At 70.8% G+C, this 21,551-nt stretch carries 25 protein-coding genes; 10 read left to right on the forward strand and 15 right to left on the reverse strand.

What is annotated here, in order from left to right; all coding sequences use genetic code 11:
- The first annotated feature begins 88 nt into the window (after positions 1-88).
- On the forward strand, positions 89-523 hold the full coding sequence (locus tag F0L68_RS38095) for a PaaI family thioesterase (protein WP_223199505.1): 435 nt from the start codon (positions 89-91) through the stop codon (positions 521-523).
- 49 nt (positions 524-572) lie between these two features.
- Here F0L68_RS38095 and F0L68_RS38100 read toward each other — a convergent pair whose 3' ends face one another.
- From F0L68_RS38100 to F0L68_RS38115, 5 genes are all read right to left on the reverse strand, one after another.
- Complete coding sequence (locus F0L68_RS38100) at positions 573-1,877, reverse strand: dicarboxylate/amino acid:cation symporter (RefSeq protein WP_149854775.1); 1,305 nt, start codon at positions 1,875-1,877, stop codon at positions 573-575.
- Between the two features lie 46 nt (positions 1,878-1,923).
- The gene (locus F0L68_RS44980; RefSeq protein ID WP_368732286.1) at positions 1,924-2,007 is read right to left on the reverse strand and encodes a putative leader peptide; all 84 of its coding nucleotides are present in this window, start codon (positions 2,005-2,007) and stop codon (positions 1,924-1,926) included.
- A 128-nt stretch (positions 2,008-2,135) separates the two neighbouring features.
- Positions 2,136-2,762 carry a Maf family protein gene (locus F0L68_RS38105; protein WP_149854776.1) on the reverse strand — a complete coding sequence of 209 codons (627 nt, stop codon included), beginning with the start codon at positions 2,760-2,762 and terminating at the stop codon, positions 2,136-2,138.
- Between the two features lie 122 nt (positions 2,763-2,884).
- Positions 2,885-4,510, reverse strand: a complete 1,626-nt coding sequence (locus F0L68_RS38110) for a DHA2 family efflux MFS transporter permease subunit (RefSeq protein WP_149854777.1) — start codon at positions 4,508-4,510, stop codon at positions 2,885-2,887.
- Entirely contained in the window at positions 4,507-5,136 is a 630-nt protein-coding gene (locus F0L68_RS38115) for a PadR family transcriptional regulator (protein ID WP_223199506.1), read from the reverse strand. Before F0L68_RS38115 ends, F0L68_RS38110 begins: the two co-directional genes overlap by 4 nt.
- A gap of 182 nt (positions 5,137-5,318) precedes the next feature.
- Between F0L68_RS38115 and F0L68_RS38120 the strand changes: the two genes are divergently transcribed.
- Positions 5,319-5,750 carry a hypothetical protein gene (locus F0L68_RS38120; protein ID WP_149854778.1) on the forward strand — a complete coding sequence of 144 codons (432 nt, stop codon included), beginning with the start codon at positions 5,319-5,321 and terminating at the stop codon, positions 5,748-5,750.
- Between the two features lie 76 nt (positions 5,751-5,826).
- Positions 5,827-6,831 (forward strand): alpha/beta hydrolase, encoded by a 1,005-nt coding sequence (locus tag F0L68_RS38125; RefSeq protein WP_223199507.1) that lies wholly within the window; start codon positions 5,827-5,829, stop codon positions 6,829-6,831.
- A 22-nt stretch (positions 6,832-6,853) separates the two neighbouring features.
- Here the strand turns inward: F0L68_RS38125 and F0L68_RS38130 are convergent, their stop codons facing one another.
- On the reverse strand, positions 6,854-7,084 hold the full coding sequence (locus F0L68_RS38130; RefSeq protein WP_149854779.1) for an acyl-CoA carboxylase subunit epsilon: 231 nt from the start codon (positions 7,082-7,084) through the stop codon (positions 6,854-6,856).
- A gap of 82 nt (positions 7,085-7,166) precedes the next feature.
- Entirely contained in the window at positions 7,167-8,810 is a 1,644-nt protein-coding gene (locus F0L68_RS38135; RefSeq protein ID WP_149854780.1) for an acyl-CoA carboxylase subunit beta, read from the reverse strand.
- Between the two features lie 235 nt (positions 8,811-9,045).
- Here F0L68_RS38135 and F0L68_RS38140 point away from each other — a divergent pair, with 235 nt between their 5' ends.
- The 5 genes from F0L68_RS38140 (at position 9,046) to F0L68_RS38160 (ending at position 12,778) form a co-directional block, all read left to right on the forward strand.
- On the forward strand, positions 9,046-9,879 hold the full coding sequence (locus F0L68_RS38140; RefSeq protein ID WP_188317048.1) for a biotin--[acetyl-CoA-carboxylase] ligase: 834 nt from the start codon (positions 9,046-9,048) through the stop codon (positions 9,877-9,879).
- Between the two features lie 180 nt (positions 9,880-10,059).
- On the forward strand, positions 10,060-10,593 hold the full coding sequence (locus F0L68_RS38145; protein ID WP_149854781.1) for a PH domain-containing protein: 534 nt from the start codon (positions 10,060-10,062) through the stop codon (positions 10,591-10,593).
- Positions 10,593-11,531: a hydroxymethylglutaryl-CoA lyase gene (locus tag F0L68_RS38150; RefSeq protein ID WP_149854782.1), complete on the forward strand. Its 939-nt coding sequence runs from the start codon at positions 10,593-10,595 to the stop codon at positions 11,529-11,531. The genes F0L68_RS38145 and F0L68_RS38150 overlap by 1 nt, the downstream gene beginning before the upstream one ends.
- Positions 11,532-11,534: 3 nt before the next feature.
- A complete protein-coding gene (locus tag F0L68_RS38155; protein WP_223199508.1) occupies positions 11,535-12,128 on the forward strand; it encodes a GNAT family N-acetyltransferase in 594 nt (197 codons plus the stop codon).
- Positions 12,125-12,778, forward strand: coding sequence for an adenosylcobinamide amidohydrolase (locus F0L68_RS38160; RefSeq protein ID WP_149854783.1), 654 nt, complete (start codon positions 12,125-12,127; stop codon positions 12,776-12,778). The genes F0L68_RS38155 and F0L68_RS38160 overlap by 4 nt, the downstream gene beginning before the upstream one ends.
- On the opposite strand, the gene F0L68_RS38165 is transcribed toward F0L68_RS38160, so the two are convergent.
- From F0L68_RS38165 to F0L68_RS38205, 7 genes are all read right to left on the reverse strand, one after another.
- Complete coding sequence (locus tag F0L68_RS38165) at positions 12,779-13,780, reverse strand: isopenicillin N synthase family dioxygenase (RefSeq protein ID WP_149854784.1); 1,002 nt, start codon at positions 13,778-13,780, stop codon at positions 12,779-12,781.
- Between the two features lie 237 nt (positions 13,781-14,017).
- The gene (locus F0L68_RS38170) at positions 14,018-14,662 is read right to left on the reverse strand and encodes a phosphatase PAP2 family protein (RefSeq protein WP_149854785.1); all 645 of its coding nucleotides are present in this window, start codon (positions 14,660-14,662) and stop codon (positions 14,018-14,020) included.
- Positions 14,663-14,743: 81 nt separating this feature from the next.
- Entirely contained in the window at positions 14,744-15,406 is a 663-nt protein-coding gene (locus F0L68_RS38175) for a P-loop nucleotide/nucleoside kinase family protein (RefSeq protein WP_223199509.1), read from the reverse strand.
- Positions 15,334-15,609 (reverse strand): hypothetical protein, encoded by a 276-nt coding sequence (locus F0L68_RS38180; RefSeq protein ID WP_149854786.1) that lies wholly within the window; start codon positions 15,607-15,609, stop codon positions 15,334-15,336. The genes F0L68_RS38175 and F0L68_RS38180 overlap by 73 nt, the downstream gene beginning before the upstream one ends.
- Positions 15,606-18,518, reverse strand: coding sequence for a glycohydrolase toxin TNT-related protein (locus tag F0L68_RS38185; protein WP_276313920.1), 2,913 nt, complete (start codon positions 18,516-18,518; stop codon positions 15,606-15,608). The genes F0L68_RS38180 and F0L68_RS38185 overlap by 4 nt, the downstream gene beginning before the upstream one ends.
- 7 nt (positions 18,519-18,525) lie before the next feature.
- Entirely contained in the window at positions 18,526-18,846 is a 321-nt protein-coding gene (locus tag F0L68_RS38200) for a WXG100 family type VII secretion target (RefSeq protein ID WP_149854789.1), read from the reverse strand.
- Positions 18,836-19,303 (reverse strand): YbaB/EbfC family nucleoid-associated protein, encoded by a 468-nt coding sequence (locus F0L68_RS38205; RefSeq protein WP_223199512.1) that lies wholly within the window; start codon positions 19,301-19,303, stop codon positions 18,836-18,838. The genes F0L68_RS38200 and F0L68_RS38205 overlap by 11 nt, the downstream gene beginning before the upstream one ends.
- A 140-nt stretch (positions 19,304-19,443) precedes the next feature.
- Here F0L68_RS38205 and F0L68_RS38210 point away from each other — a divergent pair, with 140 nt between their 5' ends.
- Positions 19,444-19,884 (forward strand): MaoC family dehydratase, encoded by a 441-nt coding sequence (locus F0L68_RS38210; protein WP_223199513.1) that lies wholly within the window; start codon positions 19,444-19,446, stop codon positions 19,882-19,884.
- 155 nt (positions 19,885-20,039) lie between these two features.
- On the opposite strand, the gene hisN is transcribed toward F0L68_RS38210, so the two are convergent.
- Complete coding sequence (hisN, locus tag F0L68_RS38215; RefSeq protein ID WP_438672352.1) at positions 20,040-20,816, reverse strand: histidinol-phosphatase; 777 nt, start codon at positions 20,814-20,816, stop codon at positions 20,040-20,042.
- A 39-nt stretch (positions 20,817-20,855) separates the two neighbouring features.
- Between hisN and F0L68_RS38220 the strand changes: the two genes are divergently transcribed.
- Entirely contained in the window at positions 20,856-21,530 is a 675-nt protein-coding gene (locus F0L68_RS38220) for a response regulator transcription factor (RefSeq protein ID WP_149854793.1), read from the forward strand.
- Positions 21,531-21,551 lie beyond the last annotated feature (21 nt).

Below are 21,551 nucleotides of genomic sequence, written 5' to 3' on the forward strand. Positions count from 1 at the left end.
CGAGGATAGCCGAGTGAGTTCCAAAAGCGAACTCGGCCAAGTAGCCTTGGTTTCCCGGCGTGCACACGAGAAAGCTGGAGGCTGTGTCGTGAACGACAAGGGTGCCGAGTCCGAAGCCGCGTTGCCGGACCTCTACGACACCGGGGCGTTCCTCACCTCGCTCGGCCTGGTGCTGGACGAGGTCACCGGAGCGAGAGTGCACGGCCATCTCGACCTCAGCGCGACCCACCACACCCCGTGGGGCGTCGCGCACGGCGGCGCGTACACCACGACGATCGAGAGCGCGGCCAGCGTCGGCGCGTCGGCCGCGGTGCTCGACCGGGGCGAGTTCGCCGTCGGTGTCAACAACAACACCGACTTCATCCGCCCGGTCACCACCGGCCGGGTCGAGGTGCTGGCCGAGCCGATCAACCAGGGCCGCGTGCAGCAGCTCTGGCAGGTCACCATCAGTCGCGCGGAGGACGGCAAGACGGTCGCCAGGGGCACCGTCCGCCTCCAGAACGTCCCGCTGCCGAAGTCCTGAAGGGACCCAGCACGACATCCAGCGTCGTGCAGGGTCCCTTCAGGTCAGGTCAGGCCGCGGCCAGCTGCGGGGTGGGCGCCGGGGCGTGCAGCACCTCGTCGTCGATCATGCCCTCGCTGCGCGCCACCAACACCGGCACGACCATCTGTCCCGCGACGTTGGTCGCGGTGCGCATCATGTCCAGGATCGGGTCGATGCCGTAGACCACGGCCACGCCGAGCGCGATGGTCTCCGGCGGGAAGTTCAGCACGCTCAGCGTCAGCGTCAACATGGTGAACCAGCCGGTGGTGCCGGCCGTCGCCAGCGCGCCGAACACCGCGACGGCCACGATCGCCACGTACTGCCAGACGCTGAGCTGGATGCCGAACAGGTTGGCGATGAAGATCGTCGCGACCGCCGGGTACACCGCGGCGCAGCCGTCCATCTTCGTGGTGCTGCCGAGCGGCACGGCGAAACCGGCGTAGCCGCGGTCGACGCCGAGGTCGACGACGGCCTGCCGGCTCAGCGGCAGGGTCGCGCCGGAGGAGCGGGACACGAAGGCGAACTGGATCGCCGTCCACCCCTTGGCGAAGAACCGGGCCGGGCTGACCTTGCCGACGAACCGCAGCAGCACCGGGTACACCACGAACAGCACCAGCAACGTGCCGACGTAGGTGGCGACGATGAGCGAGAACAGCGGGCGGACGAAGCTGTTGCCGTAGGTGGCGAACGCGTGGCCGATCAGGCCGAGCACGCCGATCGGCGCGAGCAGGATCACCCAGCTCAGCACCTTCTGCACGATGTCGAACACCGACCGGTTGAAGGCGACGAACGGCGCGGCCTTCTCGCCGAGGCTGTACGCGGCGAGGCCGATCAGCAGCGCCACGAACACGACCTGGAGCACCTTGCCCTCGGCGAAGGCGCTGAACAGGTTGTCCGGCACCAGGCCCTTGAGGATCGTGTCCCAGGAGCCCGGGGGCCGCGCGGCGAGCTTGTCAACGGCCGCCTTCGGCGGGGTGACGTGCACGCCCGCGCCCGGCCGGATGATCGCCGCGACGGCGATGCCGATCAGCACGGCGATCAGCGACGTCAGGGCGAACCACATGACGGTCTTACCGCCCAGCCGCGCGGCCTTCCGCGACCCGCCGAGGTCGCGCAGGCTGGTGATGCCCACCACGATGGCGGTGAACACCAACGGAATCACCGCGAACTGCAACAGGCTCGTGAAAACGGAGCCGATGGTGTCGAGGGAGTTGGCCAGCCACTTCTGGTTGCCCTGCTTGGCCGCGAAGCCGAGCAGCGCGCCGAGCACGAGAGCGGCGACCACGGTGACGCCGAAGACCTTCGGCCTGGTGTAGGTACGTACGAAGGACACGTGAGCACTCCGAGCGGAGAAAGGCGAAAAGGGGGAGTTGGGGTGCTCAGCGCGGACAGAGCGAACTCGCCTGCCGTCGAAGATCGACGTGCAGGCGTTCGGTGAAGTGCCAGCGGCGCGGGTCAGACATACCGACGTGACCAACCGTTCCTGGTGGGCGATTCTTCCTGATCCACCCCAAGTGTGCGGATCCTCACGCCACCGGTCGAGCCGCCGTACGCCCGTCCACCATGTGATGTTCGGGCGCTTGCGCCCAGGTCAGGCCGTGGTAGTCCACAGGTCGACCACGCTGACGCCAACCTCGCCGAGCAGCCGCCTGGTCAGCGGCAGGCTGATGCCGATGACGCTGGACGGGTCGCCGTCGACCCCCTCCACGAACCAGCCGCCGAGTCCGTCGATGGTGAACCCGCCCGCGACGGCCAGCGGCTCGCCGGTGGCCACGTACGCGGCCAGCTCCCGCTCGGTCGGCTCGCCGAAGCGCACGGTGGTGGACTTCGTCCCGGTCGCGACCTGCCGCACCGCGCCGCCGTCGAGCCGCAGCACGGCGTGCCCGGTCAGCAGCTCGCCGGTGCCGCCCGCCATCCGCCGCCACCGCTGCACGGCGACCTCGGGGGTGCCGGGCTTGCCGACCACGGCCCCGTCGCCGAACAACATCGAGTCGCAGCCGACCAGCACGGCGTCAGGGTGCTCGCCGGCGACCGCCGCGACGACGGCCTCGGCCTTGGCCACGGCCAGCGCGGCGACCAGCTCGGCTGGCGACGGGTCGACGAGGGCGGCCGCGACGGCGTCCTCGTCGACGCCGGAGACCCGGACCACCGGTTCGATGCCGGCCGAGCGCAGCACGGTGAGCCGGGCGGGGGACGCGGAGGCGAGAACGAGGCGCACCACGACAGCCTAGGGTCCGGGATTTCCACGCCACCACGCCACGCCACCACGCAACGCCGCCGTGACGCCGGGCGAACCCGACGCCACGGCGGCGCGAACCGATCCCAGTGCGACACGGGCTGTCAGTGCGACACGGGCTCCACGACGGTCGGCCGGGGCGACGGCGCGGCGTCGGACTGCTTGCTACGGCCGCGCATCCCGATGCAGGCGACCGCGCCGAGCACCAGCACCACGGCCGGCATCAGCAGCGTCACCTTGGCCGCGTCGGTGAAGCCCTGGTGGAACGCGGTCGTCGCGGTGTGCCGAAGCTGCTCGGCGACCTGCTGCGGGACGCCGGGCGGCAGCTGCGGCCCGCCGCTCGGGCCGAACTCGCCCGCCGACGCCGCTGAGTTGGTGAACCCGTCGACGAAGGGCTTGCGCAGGTTCTCCGGCAGCGCCTGCGCCGCGTCGCTTGCCGCGGCCGGCATCGACACCGTCAGCCTGGCCTGCAACAGCACGCCGATGGCCGCGCTGCCCAGCACGCCGCCGATCTGCCGCGAGGTGTTGAAGATGCCCGACGCGCCGCCCATCAGCTGCGGCTGCACGTCGCTCATGGCGAGGTTGGCCAGCGGCGAGAAGATGCAGCCGATGCCGAGCCCGCACAGCATCAGCGCAGGGGTGAACGACCACGGGTTGCTGGTCGGCTGTGCCTGGAGGGACAGCAGCGCGACGCCGGCCGCCAGCGACAGGAACCCGAACATCACCAGGTACTTGCCGCTGATCCGGTCGGAGAACTTGCCGGCGAACGGCGCGACCACCCCGGACACCAGCGACATCGGCGCCGTGACCACGCCGGACGCCAGCGGCGTGTAGCCGAGCACCGACTGGATGTAGATGACCAGCGGCAGGAACATGCCGGTCAGCGTGAAGCCGATGGTGACGTTGGCCAGGTTGGCGAAGGAGAAGTTGCGGATCCTGAAGAGGGCGAGCTGCATCAGCGGCTCGCGCTTGTTCATGGCCTGCCACACCACGAACGCGATCAGCAGCACCACGCCGGCGACGATGATCTCGGTGATGGTGATGGATCCCGTGACGGTGCCCCAGTCGTAGTGCTGGCCGTTCTGCACGCCGAAGACGAGGGCGGTCAGGCCGAGGCAGCACAGCAGGATGCCGAGCAGGTCGAAGCTGTGGCTGTGCTTGGGCTGCCAGTCGGGCACCAGGAAGATCGTCATGATCAGGCCGATGACGCCGATGGGCACGTTGACGAAGAAGATCCACTCCCAGCCGAGGTTGTCCACCAGCAGGCCGCCGAGCAGTGGGCCCGCGATGGTGGCCACGCCGGCGACCGCGCCCCACATGCCCATCGGCGCGCCGCGCTCGGACGGCTTGAACAGCCTGGTGATGAACGCCATGGTCTGCGGGGTCATCGCGGCCGCGCCGAGACCCTGCACGGCCCGCGCCGCGATCAGCAGCTCGACGCTGCCGGCGAGGCCGCACCACAGCGAGGCGCCGGTGAAGATCACCAGTCCCGCCATGAACATGCGCTTCGGGCCGAAGCGGTCGCCGAGGCGGCCGGTCAGCAGCAGCGGCACGGCGTAGGTCAGCAGGTAGATGCTGTTGACCCAGACGATGTCGTTGAGCCCGGCGTGCAGCCCGGACAGCATGGACGGGATCGCCACGTTGACGATCGTGGTGTCCAGCATGATCATGAAGAACCCGATGCACAGGGCGGACAGCGCCGCCCACGGATTGGTGGTCTGGCGGTTCATCCGGTCTCCTCGGCCGACTCGTGCACCACGGTCAGCTTCGTTCTTGGTGTGCAGTTCGGCCAGTTGATCTGGCCGCTCTCGAGCCGTGCGACGAGATCCCGGATCCAGGTCAGCTCGGCCTGCCACATCGCGTGCCGGTACCGGATGTTGATCCAGTACATGGGTTGCAGGTTCTGCGTGGCCAGCCGATCCATCCAGACCTGTTGCGCGGCGAGGTTCGACTCGATCGCGGTCGTGCGCTCGTGCAGCTGCCTGAGCGCGTCCTCGGGGTCGAGCTTGTGCAGGAAGCCGACCGCGAGGTCGAACTCGGGGTACTCGTCGGCGGGCTCGGCGGTCATGTGCCGCAGCTGGTCGGCGAACACGTCCCGGCCCTCGTCGGTGATCCGGTAGGTGGTCCGTTCCGGCCGGTTCCCCTCGCGCGAGGTCTGCGTGGCCTCGATCAGGCCGGTCCGTTCCAGCTTGTCCACCGCGTGGTACAGCGACCCAACGGTCACCTTGACCATGCGGTTGACGTGGCGTTCCCGCATCGTCTGCTGCATCTCGTAGGGATGCATCGGGCGCTCGCAGAGCAGTTCGAGCACGGCGAGCGCGAGCGGGCCCGGTCCGCGTCTCGGGGTGGATTTCACCCTGTACTCCCCCCAGATCAGTCCAGTTCGTTTATTCGAAGTGGAGTATATGGCGAAGGATCGCTGCGTCAAACGGGTTACACAGGACCCGTAGAACTACCGATGCCGGTCGCCGCCGCCGTCGGCAGGCTCGTGTTGTGGAGCGGAAGGCGCTGGTGGGGGCCGATGACCGGACCGTGGGCATGTCAAGGCGGCGACGGCGGCTCGTCGCCGTCCTCGGGGCGTTCGCCGTGCTGGTCGGGGTCCTGGTGGCCGGCCGGGTGCTCGCCTCAGACCCGATCGCCTACGGCGTTCCGGTCTGGCCGTTCGCCAACACCCTCGACGGCGCGGAGAACCAGCAACTGGACGCGGTGACGGCGGCGATCCGCGCCGAGGCGCGCGGCGCGGTCGGAAACGTGGCGGACGTGGTGCGGCGGCACGGCGTCGAGGTGCTGTCCGCGCGGATCGACCGCCCGGCCGACGCGCTGGCCTCGGTGCTCCTGGAACTGCGGTTCCGGCTGCGCGACCCCGGCCAGGACGACCGCCGCGACGCCGACACGACCCGCTGCCGCAGCCTGCTGGTGCGCGGCGACCCCGGCCTCACCATGTCCAGCCGGGCCCTCGACTGCCCCTGAGCCGCGTCCCGCGCGCGGCTGGCACGCTGTCCCGAGGAGGCCGCCGGGCATCCTGCGGCCCCGGGGAGGTCCTGTCGTGGGTGTCGATGGAACGCCGTCGGAGCACGGCCCCGCCGCGCCGCCCCTCGATCCCGAGTTGCGCGCCGCGTTGGCGGCCATGGGAGAACGGGCGATGGCGCCGGTCACCCCGGCGAACCTCGCGGCCAGGCAGGAACGGGACGCGGCGGTCCGGCCGAGGCCGACGGTCCGGGAGCTTCGGGACGGCGGCCGGTTCGAGGTCGAGGAGCTGCGCGCGCCGGCAGTCGGCGACCGGCCTGCGGTCAGCCTCGTCAGCGCGCGGCCCGCCGGGATCACCGGGCCACTGCCGGTCCTGTACTACCTGCACGGCGGCGGAATGATCATGGGCAACGCCTGGTCCGTGCTGCCGAAGCTGCTTCGCGACCTGGCTCTCCCGCTGCGGCTCGCCGTCATCTCCGCCGAGTACCGGCTGGCGCCGCACGCGCGGTACCCCGAACCCGTCGAGGACTGCTACGCGGGACTCGTCTGGGCGGCCGACCACGCGGCCGAACTGGGCGTGGACGCGGACCGCGTCATCGTCGGCGGGAAGAGCGCGGGCGGTGGACTCGCGGCGGCGCTCGCCCTGCTCACCCGCGACCGCGGCGGGCCCGTTCCGATCGGTCAACTGCTCCTGAGCCCGATGCTCGACGACCGAGGCACCACCTTCTCCAGCCACCAGCTGGCCGGCCGCGACACCTGGGACCGCACCTCCAACGCGACCGCGTGGCAGGCACTGCTCGGCGACCGGTACGGCACCGCCGACCTGCCGCCCTACGCGGCCCCCGCGCGCGCCACGGACCTGACTGGGCTGCCCAGGGCCTACCTCGAGGTCGGGTCGGCCGAGACGTTCAGGGACGAGGCCGTGGCCTACGCCAACGCGATCTGGCAGGCGGGCGGCGAGGCCGAACTGCACGTGTGGCCCGGCGCGTTCCACGGCTTCGACACCTTCGCACCCAAGGCGGTCCTCAGTCAGGACGCCCGCGACGCCCGTACCCGCTGGCTCCGAAGGATCCTCGAACAGTGAACCTGTCGCAGCTGGCCAAGGCCTAGCGAGGCGCCCCTGAGGCGCGCCACGCGCCGGGCCCGGGACGCAACGGCTGCCGCACCAGCGCGGCGCGGTCCGCCCACGCCGACCGCGGCGCCGCAGGAGCCTCCGGCGCCCCGGAGGCGGCCAGGCCGGCGACCACGGCGGTGAGCGCGGCGAGCTCGGCGTCGTCCGGGGTGCCCCGCACCACGCGCAGCAACGGACGCTGCGGCCGGTCGCCCTGCTCGGTCATACCGTTCTCCTAGGTTGTTGACAACGCGGCGGTCGACAACGTGCCCGCCCCGCAACGGATCCCGGGCCGGGCACGCCGACGGCTACAGCGGGATGTTGCCGTGCTTCTTGGGCGGCAGCACCTCGCGCTTGTCGCGCAGCATCCGCAGCGCCCGCGCGACGTAGCTGCGGGTGTAGGACGGCGGGATCACCGAGTCCACGTACCCGCGCTCGGCGGCCACGTACGGGTTGCACAGGGTGTCCTCGTACTCCAGCTGGAGCCGCGCCCGCAGGGCGTCCACGTCCTCGCCGGCCGCCGCCGCGTTGGCCAACGTCTTGCGGTGCACGATGTTCGCCGCGCCCTGCGCGCCCATCACGGCGATCTGCGCGGTCGGCCACGCCAGGTTCACGTCGGCGCCGAGGTGCTTGGAGCCCATCACGTCGTACGCGCCGCCGTAGGCCTTGCGGGTGATCACGGTGACCAGCGGGACGGTGGCCTCGGCGTAGGCGTAGATCAGCTTCGCGCCGCGCCGGATGATGCCGTTCCACTCCTGGTCGGTGCCCGGCAGGAAGCCCGGCACGTCCACGAAGGTCAGCACCGGGATGTTGAACGCGTCGCAGGTGCGCACGAAGCGCGCGGCCTTCTCGCTGGCGTCGATGTCCAGGCAGCCGGCGAACTGGGTCGGCTGGTTCGCGACGATGCCGACGCTGTGGCCGTCGACCCGGCCGAACCCGACCACGATGTTCGGCGCGAACAGCTCGTGCACCTCGAGGAACTCGCCGTCGTCGAGGACGTGGGTGATGACCTCGTGCATGTCGTAGGGCTGGTTCGCCGAGTCGGGGACGATCGTGTCCAGCTCGCGGTCGGTGTCGGTGACGGTGTCCTCGACCGTCCCGACGGTGCCGTCCGCGCCGGTGTCGAAGACCGGCGGCTCGGACAGGTTGTTCAGCGGCAGGAAGGACAGCAGCTCCTTGACGTAGGAGATGGCGTCCTCCTCGTCGCTGCCGAGGTAGTGCGCGTTGCCCGACTTGGTGTTGTGCGTGCGCGCGCCGCCGAGCTCCTCGAAGCCGACGTCCTCGCCCGTCACGGTCTTGATCACGTCCGGGCCGGTGATGAACATGTGGGAGGTCTGGTCGACCATCACCACGAAGTCCGTCAGGGCCGGGGAGTACACGTGCCCGCCCGCCGCCGCGCCCATGATCAGCGAGATCTGCGGGATGACGCCGGAGGCGTGCGTGTTGCGGCGGAAGATCTCGCCGTAGAGGCCGAGCGAGACGACACCCTCCTGGATGCGCGCGCCGCCGCCCTCGTTGATGCCGATGATCGGCCGGCCGGTCTTGATCGCCAGGTCCATCACCTTGACGATCTTCTCGCCGTACACCTCGCCGAGCGAGCCGCCGAAGATCGTCACGTCCTGGCTGAACACGCACACCGGACGGCCGTCGACGGTGCCGTAGCCGGTCACCACGCCGTCGCCGTAGGGGCGGTTGCCCTCCTGGCCGAAGTTCGTCGAGCGGTGCCGCGCCAGCTCGTCGAGCTCGACGAACGAGCCGGCATCGAGCAGCAGGTCGATCCGCTCGCGGGCGGTCTTCTTGCCCTTGGCGTGCTGCTTCTCCACCATCCTGGCGGAACCGGCGTGGACGGCCTCGTCGTTGCGCCGGTACAGATCAGCGAGCTTGCCCGCTGTGGTGTGGACGTCGGGTCGCTCACCCGACACATCGCCGATCGGCTCCGTCGCACTGCTCATGAGCGGGCAGCCTAACCAGTGGCGCACGCCGGGGAGCCGGGCAGTTGCCTAGGTCACGGGCAGTCGTCGGGTCTGCCGCCTTGGTGACGCCGCCCCGGTCACGGGCGATCGGCGGGCGGGACTGCTTGACCTCCAGCGCGCTTGAGCTTGCAGACTCCTCACCGGGCCATCCCGCGTCGCCGCGCCGTTCCTGCTCCGACCGGCCGGCGGCGCGGGGTGGACCTACCCTGCTGGGGTGAACTCCGCAGCCGCGCCGCTGGACCTCGACACCCTCCGCGCGCGCCTGGTCGCGCCGGCCGGGCCGTACGCCGCCCTCGACGTGGTGGCGAGCACCAGCTCCACGAACCACGACCTGCGCGCCGCCGCCGCGCAGGGGGCCGCCGACCGCACCGTGCTGATCGCCGAGCAGCAGACCGCGGGCCAGGGCAGACGCGGCCGGAACTGGGTGTCCCCGCCGGGGTCCGGGCTGTATGTCAGCGTCCTGTACCGCCCGACCGGCGTGCCGGCCGTCCGGCTGCCCTGGCTGACGCTGCTCGCCGGCGTCGCCCTGGTCAGGGCGGTGCGCTCGTATGGGGCCGACGCCGTCCTGAAGTGGCCGAACGACCTGCTGCTCGGGCAGCGGCGGCGCAAGGCGGCCGGGGTGCTCGCCGAGACCACCTCGGGCCTCGACGCCACCCTGGTGCTCGGCATGGGCCTGAACGTCGCGCCGCTGCCGCCCGACGTGCCGGCGGGGGTCGGCGGCCTCGAACCGACCTCGCTCGGCGACGAGCTCGGCACGGCCCCGGACCGCACCGAAGTGGCCGTCCGGCTGCTCACCGAGCTGGCCACGCTGGAGGAGACGTGGCGGCGCGCCGACGGCGACCCGTTCGTCAGCGGCCTGCACGAGGAGTACCGCGCCTACTGCGCCACCTTCGGCCAGCAGGTCAGGGTCGAGCTGTCCGGCACGGCGGAGCTGCGCGGCACGGCCATGTACCTGGAGGGCGACGGCACCCTGGTGGTGCGCTCCCAGGACGGCGCAGAGCACTCGGTCTCGGCGGGCGACGTCGTGCACCTGCGACCTGCGGACTGACCGGTCGGGGCCGCCGCGCGGACCCGGCCGTGTCCTTACCGACGCCCCCGGCGGGCACCCGCGCGGGGGACGTCGGTAAGGACACAGCGGCGCATCCGCTTGTCCCTGGACGCCGCGCGAGGCCACGCAGGTACGGTGACCTCAACACTCGTCGCCGCGTGACGTATGGAGGGGAACGCCGTGGCCTATCCCGACAACTTGCTCAGCGAGGGCGAGCACGTCGTGATCCACAAGCACCCGCACTGGAAGATGCTGATCGTTCCGGTGTTCTGCTTCCTGGTCACGGTGGGGATCGGCGGCTACCTCGCGGGGTTGGTCGCCGACACGTCCTGGAAGACCGTCGGCTGGATCGCGCTCGCCGCCGTGTGCGTGCTGTCGTTCATCTGGCTGACGCTGACCCCGCTGGTCCGGTGGCGCACCACGCACTTCATCGTGACCAACAACCGGGTCATGGCGCGTGAGGGGTTCATCAACCGCACCGGAATCGACATCCCGCTGTCGCGGATCAACAGCGTGCGCTTCGAGCACGGGCTGATCGACCGGATCGTGGGCTGCGGCACGCTGATCGTCGAGTCGGCCTCGGACGACCCGCTGGAGTTCGACGACATCCCGCAGGTGGAGCGCGTGCACTCGCTGCTCTACCGGGAGGTCAACGACAACCCCAACGACGACTTCCAGCCGGGCCAGCACCACCAGCAGCACGAGGAGCGCTGATGACCGCGCGCGAGGTTGGCCTGCCGGCCACCGTGCCGCTGCCGACGCGGGGCGACCTGCCGGAGCGCGTGACGATCTGGGAGGTCGGGGCCCGCGACGGGCTCCAGAACGAGGACACCGTCGTCCCGGTCGAGACGAAGCTGGAGTTCCTCGACCGGCTGGCCGACGCTGGCCTGAGCGTGTTGGAGGCGACCAGCTTCGTGCACCCCAAGTGGGTGCCGCAGCTGGCCGACGCCGAGCAGCTGCTCGCCGGCCTGCGGCAGCGGGACGGCGTCAGCTATCCCGTGCTGGTGCCCAACGAACGCGGCCTCGACCGCGCGCTCGCCGCGGGCGTTCGGCACATCGCGATCTTCGCCAGCGCCACCGAGACCTTCGCCAACCGCAACCTCAACCGCAGCCTGGACGAGCAGTTCGCCATGTTCGACCCGGTGGTGACGCGGGCGCGGGCGGAGGGCCTGGACGTCCGCGGGTACCTGTCGATGTGCTTCGGTGACCCGTGGGAGGGTCCGGTGGCGGCCGAACAGGTCGTGAAGGTCGGTCACCGGCTGCTGGACATGGGCTGTTCGCAGCTGTCGCTCGGCGACACCATCGGCGTTGCCACGCCGGGCCAGGTCGAGACGGTGCTCGACGGCTTCGGCTCGATCGACGCGCTCGCCGTGCACTTCCACGACACCTACGGCCAGGCGCTGGCGAACACCCTGGCTGCGCTGCGTTGCGGAGTGTCCACAGTGGACTCCTCGGCCGGTGGGCTCGGTGGCTGCCCTTACGCGGAGTCGGCGACGGGAAACCTCGCCACCGAGGACCTGGTCTGGATGCTGGACGGCCTTGGCGTGCGGCACGGCGTGAACCTGGACGCCCTGGCCGACACGAGCGCGTGGATGGCCGAGCAGCTGGGCCGCCCGAGCCCGTCCCGCGTGGTTCGGGCGCTGCGGGGCTGAGCGGTGCGAATCGCCGAGCTGGACGCGTCGACCTGGCCCGCCCTGGAACGGCTGTTCGGGCCGAGGGGCGCCGTGGCGGGCTGCTGGTGCATGTGGTTCCGGCAAACCACCGGCGAGTACCGAAGCGGCGTCGGCGACTCCAACCGCTCCGAGTTCCGCGCCCTGGCGCACACCGGTGCGCCCATCGGCCTGCTGGCGTTCGACACGGACACCGACGCCGATGCGACTGACGCTGAGGCCGTTGGCTGGGTGGCGTTAGCGCCGCGCGGGGACTACTCAAGATTGGAGCGGGCGCAGGTGGCCCGCCCGATAGATCCCGACGAGGATCTGACCGGGGTGTGGTCGGTGACGTGCTTCTTCGTGCACCGCAAGGCACGGGGTGGCGGCGTCGCCGCGCAGCTCCTGGACGCGGCGGTTCGGTGGGCGGCGGACCGAGGCGCGCGGACCGTCGAGGGCTATCCGGTCGACACCGACGGCGAGCGGCGGACGTCCAGCGATCTCTACCACGGGACCCTGCGCATGTTCGTGGACGCGGGTTTCGAGCTGGTGGACCGCAGGGGGACTCGCCGGGCGCTGGTGCGCAGGACAGTGCCGTGACAGCACCCGAACCACGGGTGTCCACTGTGGATGGACATCCCGTGTTGATCTGGCGGTGTGCCGAGCCCTGGCTGGCCATCTCGTCCGCGCCGCACGGCGGTGGGCTCGGCGAGCGCGAGTGGGTCCTCAACGCGACCGTGCGCAGCTGGTACGACCGTTCCGACCCGGCGGACCACGTGGCGGAGCTGGCGGCCGACCTGGAGCTGCCGGGTGCCGGCGTGGGACTCCTGACCGCGGTGGACGTCCGTCACGAGGTGACGACCAGGGACAGCGGTGTGATCGCCTCGGTCACCACCGGCGTCGGCGCCCATCCCACGTGGGCAGCCGCCGAGGCGCGCGACGACCTCCCTGCCCCGGTCGGCACGATCAATGCGGTGTGCTGGCTGCCCGTGCGCCTGTCCGAGGCCGCGCTGGTCAATGCCGTGGCCACGGTCGCGGAGGCGAAGGCCCAGGCGTTGTGGGAGGCCGGCGTGCCCGGCACCGGCACCTGCACCGACGCGGCCGTGCTGCTGTGCCCCGTCAACGGCCCCGCGGAGCCCTACGGCGGACCGCGTTCGCGGGTCGGCTCGGCGTTGGCGCGGGCGGTGCATGAGGCGGTGTCGGCCGGGCTGCGGGTTGAGTCGCCCCGGTATTCGCCGTCTTCGGCTTAGCTACAGCTCTGTTGAGAAGGTCTTCTGCATCTTCGTCGAGATCCATTGGCCGGCGGTGACGGCATCGGCTGCGAAGGGGCGCGTCGGTTCGATCGGTTCGGTCGGTGCGTCGTGGTTGGGCAGGTAGAAGAACGGGATGGACACGCGGGATGACGCGTTTCCACGTTCCGGATTGACCACTCGGTGCATCGTCGACACCCATCGGCCACCCGTCCACAGGGCCATCAGGTCGCCGATGTTGACGACGAAGCTGCCTGGGATTGCCGGGACGTCACGCCAGTCGTTCGTCATCCCGTGCTGGACCTGGAGGCCGCCGAGGTCGTCTTCCTGGTAGAGCACGGTGAGGCTGCCCCAGTCGGTGTGTTCGCCGCGTCGAAGTTGTCCCGGCAGTGGCAGTTCGAGCTGGGGGTAGTAGTAGTTGGCGGCCAGTGACGACACGTGGTGGTCGAACCTGTTCTCGAAGAAGTCCTCGTCGAGTTCGAGCGCCAGGGCGAACAGGCGCATGAGGTCGGCGGACAGTTCCGTCATCACGTACAGATACTCCTGCCAGGTGTCCTTGAAGTCGGCGGGAGTGCTCGGCCAGATGTTGGCCAACTTCCAGGAGGCCCAGTAGTTTCCGAGCCTCTCGCGCTCCTGTTCGCTCAACTCTCCCGTCGCATGCGTGGAGAAGGCCTCGCAGAGGTCCGGAGGCGTCTTCTGGTCGAGGCTGTTGGCGGTCGCCCCGCCGAACCGGCGAAACCCGGACACTCCTGGCCGATTCGCGACCAGGTCCTTCTCCTCGTCGGGGGACCTGAAGAAGGCGTTCGTGGTCGTGTACATGCGATCGACCAGATCCTGCGGAACGCCGTGGCTCACGATGGTGAAGAAACCCGAACTCGCGCACGCGGCACCGATCGCCCTGGCGATGGCGGCGCGTCCCTCCGTGCTGTCCCGCGTCGACAGGTCGATCACCGGTACGAAGCCGTGGACAACGGTGACGGTCTCGTTGTCGTGGTTGGTCATCGTTTTCCTTCCCCCACAGCCCTTTTGGGCTCACTAGTGACTGGCAACTGGCGCGACGCTATCGGCGAGGGAGCCGAATTGTGGCCTATGGCCCATGTCACACTTCTAGGGCTTGCTCAACGACGAATACATCTGGGCACTGCCGGGTGACAGAGAGCAGGCGATGTGGGGGTAGAGATCCGGCGCGGAGAAGGCCCATGGCAACGGAACCGGGGCGAGGGTCGACCGCAGCGGTGGCTACTGCATGGCGTGCACAAGTACGGGGTACAAGAGTCCGCCGGCCAGCGCCCCGATGATGAGCCCACCGATCGCCTGGCCGAGGGTGTGGGCGCTGAGGACCACGCGGGACCAGGCGACGAGGACGATCAGCACGCCGAGCAGCGCCAGCCAAGGGCCGTAGTCGATGACCAACACTGGTACCGCGCCGGTGGCCACGGCGACGTGGATGGAGATCTTCCACCGCAGGATCATCGTGATGGCGAGGCAGACGGCGAGGGCGGCGAACATCGAGATCGTCAGCGCGATCACTGGATGTGGCGCGTGCCCAAGGATCTGGACCGTCCAGCCCACGGCAAGCGAGCCGAGACAGATCAGAAACGGGACGAGGCGCTCTTCGCGGCGCGAGACGTGGTGGCTGTCGTAGCGGCCAACTCTGACGCCGCGCAGGATGATTGTCATCGGGATCGCTGATCCGGTGATCCCGACTACCAGGCCCCACAGCGCGGTCGAGCCCCACTGCTGGGTGGCGTGCCAGGTGACCAGCCACGGCAACGTGAGCACGAGGCCGGCCGGCGCCAGCAGCTCGCTGGCCGCTTTCGTCAGTCGTCGCCAACCCTTGCTTTCCGCTTCGGCCACGTCAGCCTGTGGTGTGGTGGTCGACATCCGGCGTGACTTCCTTTGCAATCGCGGCCACGAGGGCGGAGGTGGTGCAGGCCGTGGTGAGAGGCCGGCCACACGACCTGCTCACTGAGGTCGTCGGTCCTGCAAACCCGGCCCACCCACGAACGCCACGATCTCGGCTAACCCAGGGTCGTACCCAGCCGTCGTATCGACCTCGATCGAGGGAGCATCCAGCCGAACCCGATCAAAAGCGTTGTGCGCCAACGCATGCGCCGCAACATCGTCCACCGCGGGATCCGCATGCGCCCGCCGCAACGGATTGTCCTTGCCCCGCCGCACCTTTCGCGCGAGCGCAACGTCCGCGTCGACCACGCAGTGCACCACTCGAACCTCCGCCAACCCCAACAGCGGAGCCAGCCTCGGTCGCCACACCCGATCCTGGAACGCCGCCTCCGCCACGGTCGTCACACCGGCCCGCAGCAACAACTCAAGCGTCGCAAAGAAGGTCGGCAACGTGCGCATGGTCAGCTCGTCGGCCGGCCCCGGCACGAACCCGGCGGGCGCGGCGTGCACCATGCCTTCCTTGATCTCGTCCCGGCAGATCGCCGGACACCCCACGGCCCGCGCGATCGCGTGCGCGAGCGTGGTTTTGCCCGCTCCCGCAGGCCCGCTGACGACGATGAGCGTTGGCAGGGAAGTCGCCGGAATCTTCGCTACTGGGGCAACACGCCAACCGCGCCGCGCACGACCTGCGCCCAGGTGAGCCGGCCGAACAGGTAGTGGCACGCCACATGCTCGCTGCTGAACCTGGCCCAGTCGTACCGGTTGCCCTGCTCCCGCCAGAACACCTCCCAGCCGGGTTGCCCGTCCTCCCCGCTGTCCTCGCTGCGCAGCACGCACCACGCGTTGTCCGCCTCCGCGCCGACGGACACCACCTCGGACGGCACGCCGACGGCCCGCAGCCAGTCCAGAATCGACTCCAGGTTCAACGGACTTCCTCCAGGTAACCGAGGCCGACGAGGTCGGCCACCGGATAGGTCGCGCGATACCGAACCCCGCCGCCGGACTGGCCGAACCAGTCCGTCGACAGCGTCCGCCACACGGGCAACGGGCGGAGCACGCGATAGCTCCGATAGCCCGCATCCAACAGGGCAGGCGGCAGGGATCGGCGGCCGAAGGGAGTGCCGGTGTCGGCAAGGACCCGACCCTCCGGCGTGCCGAACCGGTCCAGCACGGTCTCTGCCGCGAGCACCACGGGTTCCCCCGCCTCGCAGCCGCCCTCGGGGAACAACTCTCCCGGCGGCCAGGCGTACTCGGCAGGCGAACCCGACTCCTGGTCGGCCGCGCGAACCAGGAACCGGCGGTCCCAGTCCCGCTCGTGTTCACCGGCCAACGAGTCGTAACCCTCAGCCAGGGCAACGACTTCGGGCGCATCGGCGCGCAGGCCGGGCGACGGGGGAGGCGTGAACTGGCCGGACCGCGCCGCGAGCAGCGCGTCCTTGTCGTGCACGAGACCGGATTCCGGGTGGTCCTGCGGCGGATAGCGCAGCCCGGCCGCGTAGTCCAGCTCGACAGGAGGTGGCGGAAGCTGCCGCGCCGGACGGCTGGTCGGCACGGGCAGATGGCCGATGGGGAACAGGTGCACCAGGAACAGCGCGATCGGCTCGGGCTCGTGCACGGCCGGCCTCGGCTGGTGTTGCGCGACGGGATACAGCGGCGCATCGGAAGTCGGCTGCACCGAGGACACCGCGCCTTGCCCCAGCGGATGTTGGCCGGCAGACACCGCCGGTCCGGCGCCTGGTCCGCCTGCGATGGTGAGTGGTCCGGTCTGAGGTTCGTCGGGCTGCGGTGCGTCACCAGGTTGGCCGGTTTGGGAGCCGGCGGGTTGTGGTGCGGCACCAGGTTGACCGGCCTGAGGCCCGGCTGGTTGTGGTGTGCCGGTGGGTTGTCCGGTGCGGGGGTCGATGGGTTGTTGCGCTGCGCCGGGTTGGCCGATCTGGGATCCGGCAGGTTGCGGTGTGCCGCCTGGCTTTGCTGCGCGAGAGTCGCCGGGTTGTGGTGCGGCACCGGGTTGTCCGGTGCGGGTGTCGCCTGGGCGGGGCGTGCCGGTGCGCGGGTCGGTGGATTGCGCTGCGGAGCCCGCCTGGCCGCCGCGTGCGCCGGCCGGTTGCTGGGTGGCACCGGACTGCCCGGCTCGGGCGTCGCCGGTTTGTGGCGTGCTGCCGACCTGTTGCCCCGCCTTGGCACCGGTGGGCTGCGGCGCGGCATTCGTCGGCTGTTGGGTCGACGGCTGTTGCGCCACCGGCTGCGGCGGCGCGAACTGCGAACCGCCGAGGGCGGACGGCGCGGGCGAGGCCGGTGCTCCTGCACTGATGCCCGGACCGCCGATGCCCGGACCGCTGATGCCGGGGCCGCCAAAGCCTGCTCCGCCGAAGCTTCCTCCGCCGAAGCCGGGCGAGCCCGAAGAGAAGGCGGACGACCCTGCGGACGGCTGCTGCGCGCCGCCCCACCCTGCGGACGACGCGGCCGAGTCGAGCAGGGGCCGGGCGATCGGGGGCGCGTCCAGCACTCCGGCAGCCGAGGAGGCGTGCACGATGTCTTGGACATGGCCGCCGGGATCCGGCACCTGGGCGGGCCACGCGGGCGCGGCGGCCGGCTGTCCGATCGCGATCGGGCCGGTGTGTGTTTCCGGGTCCCCTCCGCCGTGCCAGCCGCCGTGCTGCGACGGTGGACCGGCCGGCGGCTGGTCGGTGGAACCTTGTGATTGCCCAACAACATTGTCCACCGCCGAACCAGCGGCGCCGGTCGCCTGGTCGAGCACGTGATGGCCCTCGGCGACGACGTTGGTCACCGGGGCGAGCGGGTCCAACGAGTGCTGTCCGTGGTGGCCGTGCGGACCTTCGCCGGCAGGACCGCCGCCCACCAGACCCGCACCCGTGTCGGTCACCTCGCCAACCACACCCGCGCCCGTGTCCGCGACGGCGTTGGTCACGCCGACTCCGGCACCGAGCGCTGTGCCGGCCAACGAACCGACCTCGCCAAGGAGGCCACCACCCGCAGAGCCTCCGCCGGCATGGCCGCCACCGGCGTGGCCCCCGCCGGCATGACCTCCGCCAGCGTGGCCTCCGCCGAGGAGGTCGCCACCCGGGAGTCCGCCGCCAGCCGGGGCACTACCGATATGACCGCCGCCGAGAAGACCGCCGCCGAGGTCGCCGCCCAGGAGGCCGCCGCCCGCTGGAGCACCGCTGACAAGGCCGCCGCCGGTAGGAGCGCCGCCGAGGAGGTCGCCACCCAGGAGACCGCCGCCTGCCGGAGCGCTGCCGGCGAGATGACCACCGAGCAGGCCGCCGTGGGGTTGCGCGTGTGGGTCGACGGGGGGCTGCGCGGTTGACACGTCGCTGCCGCTGTCCAGTCGCACGGAATCGACCAACGTGTCGTGCACGTGCGCGACGTTCGCCGACGCCCCGCGCACGACGGTGTCCAGGCCGAGCAGCGCGGTGGGGTGGCCGGCGCCGGCCGCCTGCTGCGCGGCGTCGTTCTGCTTGGCCAGGCTGACCAGGTGCCGGACTATGGCGACCTTGGCGGCACCGACCTGCTGGGCGGCGTGGTCGAGGCGGTCGGCGGCGTCCGTGCAGCCCTTGGCCGCGGCGCTCAGGTGGCCGTCCGCCGAGACGAACGTGTCCCAGTGCTGTTTCGCCGCGTCGCCTGCGCTGCCGTGCACCGCGTCCAGGGCCTTGCCCGCGGTCCGGTCGGCGTCCGACGCCAGGCCGCTGACCTTCTCACCCGCGGTGCGCCATGCGGTCGCGGACGCGCGCAGCTTGTCCTCGTCCGCCTGCGGCCAGTGCACCCCGGCCTTGGCCGCGAGGTCGGTGAGCTCGGGGGGTAGCTCGATGCCCATCGCGTTCTCAGCCTTCGTTCGGCCGCAGCGCGGCGGCGTTGTCCTCGTCGACCTGCCGGTAGGTCTCGGCCGTCGCGGCGAACCGCTGGCCGACGTCGCCGAGCCCGTCGGACAGGCCACCCACCCGGCCAAGGGTCTCGGTGGCGGCCCGCACGTGGCTGGCGGCGAAGCTGCGGCCGACGGCGTCGCTGCCCCAGCAGTCGCCTGCCTGCTCCAACGCGCGGCGCAGCTCGCCGGTGATGTCGCCTGCGCGGCTCGCGAGGCCGGTGAACTCCCCGGCGTGCTCGGCGAGCCGTTGATGGTCGCTGCGGAAGCCGTCAGCGGTCACGTCGCCCTCCCTGGTGCAGCCAGCTCTCGACTTCCTCGAAGTTCTCCTCGGCGACGGCCTCCGCGCGCCGGGCCACCGCCGCCACCGGCTGCTGCCCGATCTCTTCCGGCCGCAGGTCGGCGCGCCCGCCGAGCACGGCGGCCGGGTCGGCGTCGGCTGGCAGCACCGCGCCGATGACCTGGTTGGCGCGTTCCGCTGCCGTTGCTGCGGCCACGGCGGTCGTCCGGACGACCAGCTCGGCCAGCTCCGCGGGCCGGTGCCGCTGGTAGGCGGTCTCGTGCAGGACCAGCCCGGTCAGCGTGCCCTGCGCGCCGACGGTCGCGGTGACCAGGCCGTCCGCGCTGGTCGCCGACGCGGTGATGGACGCGAGCGTGCGCTGCACGGCGGCCAGTTGCTCGCGGCCTCGGCGGTAGTCCGCGAGCAGCTCGTCCACCTGCGCCTGGTGATCGGTCGGCACGGGCGCCTCCGGTCCTGCTGGTAGCCAGGCAAGGTCGTCGTTGGGTGCTTCGACGCGGCGGGACCCGCGGCGGTTCCCGCTCGTTCGGCGAATCGCGACACATCTTCGACCGAACGGCCTGCCGATGCCAGTATCGGTTGGTGACAATCGCATTCGAGGATCTCACCGAGGGGCTCGTGGTGCCGCTCGGTGAAGTGAAGATCGACCGCGAGGACATGCTCGAGTTCGCGCGCAGGTTCGATCCGCAGGCCTATCATCTCGACGAGGAGGCCGGCCGCCGTTCGGTGTTCGGCGGACTCAGCGCCTCCGGCTGGTTCACCGCGTCGCTGTGGATGCGGGCCTACGTCGACCATCTCATCGGGGACTCCACCGCGCAGGGTTCGCCGGGCGGCCGCGAGCTGTCCTGGCTCGCCCCGGTCTTCCCCGGCGACGTGCTGCGCTGCGAGGTGACGGTGGTCGGCGCGAGACGCTCGAAGAGCCGGCCCGGCCTCGGCATCGTCGAGCTGTCCGGCACGGCGAACCGGGGCGACGAGTGCGTGCTGCGGTTCACCTTCGCCGGGCTGTTCGGCTGCCGCGAGTAAACCGCCGGGAGTAAGCCGCCGGGAGTGACTGCCGGGAGTGAACTGCCGGGAGTGAGGCGTGCGATTGGGGCGGGTGACCGAGTTGGGTCGCCGCGCGTGGAAAGTGGCTTTGGTGGGCCATTTTCCACGCGCGGCGGAGTCAGTAGGTCAGTGAGTCAGTGGGACAGCAGGCCTAGGACCGCGTCGTGCAGGTGGTTGTTGGAGGACAGCGCCGAGCCTCGGTCGTAGCGGGGCACGCCGGTCAGGTCGCTGAACCGGCCGCCCGCCTCCTCGACCAGCACCTGCATCGCGGCCACGTCCCACGGGTTCACGATCGCCTCGGCGGCGACGTCGATCGCGCCCTCGGCGACCAGGCAGTGCTGCCAGAAGTCGCCGAACGCCCTGGTCTCCCAGCAGGCGTCGGCCAACGCCAGGTACGCGGCGCGCGAGTGGTGCTCCACCCACGAGCCGAGGTGCGTGGTGGACAGGTAGGCGTCGGCGAGGTCGGTCACCCCGGACACGGAGATGCGGCGCGGCTCGGCGCCGGCTTCGCTGGCCCAGGCGCCCTGGCCGGCCGCGGCCCACCAGCGCCGGCCGAGCGCGGGGGCACTCGCCACCCCCACGACCGGCACGCCGTCCGCGACGAGCGCGATCAATGTCGCCCAGACGGGTGTCCCTCGCAGAAAATTCTTCGTTCCGTCGATCGGGTCAATCACCCAGGTTCTGCCCTCGGCGACCGTGCCGCCGCGTTCCTCGCCCGCCACGGCGTCCTCGGGACGCTGTTCCGCCAATGTCACCCGAATGGCGTCCTCGACGGCGACATCCGCGTCCGTAACGGGCGTTCGATCCGGCTTTCGCTCCACTTTCAGGTCGAGCGACCGGAATCGCGCGAGCGTGGTGAGGTCCGCGGCGTCGGCCAGTCGCAAGGCCAATGTGAGATCGGATCCAAAGATTGACACAGCGTGGATGCTCCCACGACTAGGGTCTCCCGGGTGAGCGTGGTGCTGTTGGCCGAAGACGATCCGGCAATCGCAGATCCCCTGTCCAGAGCGTTGCAGCGTGAGGGTTACGCCGTGCACGTCGTTGGCGACGGGCCGCAGGCATTGGAGGCCGCCACCGCAGGCGGAATCGACCTGCTGGTGCTCGACCTCGGCCTGCCCGGCATGGACGGCCTCGAGGTGTGTCGCCGCCTGCGGGCCGGCGGCCGGGGCGTCCCGGTGCTCATGCTGACCGCCCGTGCCGACGAGGTCGACTTCGTCGTCGGCCTCGACGCGGGCGCCGACGACTACGTGGCCAAGCCGTTTCGGCTTGCCGAGCTGATGGCGCGCATCCGCGCCCTGCTGCGGCGGCGGGCACCTGGCACACTTGAGGTCAACGGCGTGCGGATGGACCTGGCCGCCAGGCGAGTCACGGTGGACGGTCGCGAGGTGCAACTCGCCAACAAGGAGTTCGAGTTGCTTCGTGTGCTGATCCAGCGCGCCGGCCAGGTCGTGAACCGGGAGGAGATCCTCTCCGAGGTGTGGAACGACCCAGAGTTGAAGAGCAGCAAGACATTGGACATGCACATGTCCTGGTTGCGCCGCAAACTCGGTGACGGCACCCTGCGGTCGGCGGAGCGGCGGATCGCCACTGTGCGAGGCGTTGGATTCCGCTTCAACGCTGACTAAGAGCTCCTAACACAATGACTG

The organism is Solihabitans fulvus (assembly GCF_008386585.1).
GTDB classification, from domain to species: domain Bacteria; phylum Actinomycetota; class Actinomycetes; order Mycobacteriales; family Pseudonocardiaceae; genus Solihabitans; species Solihabitans fulvus.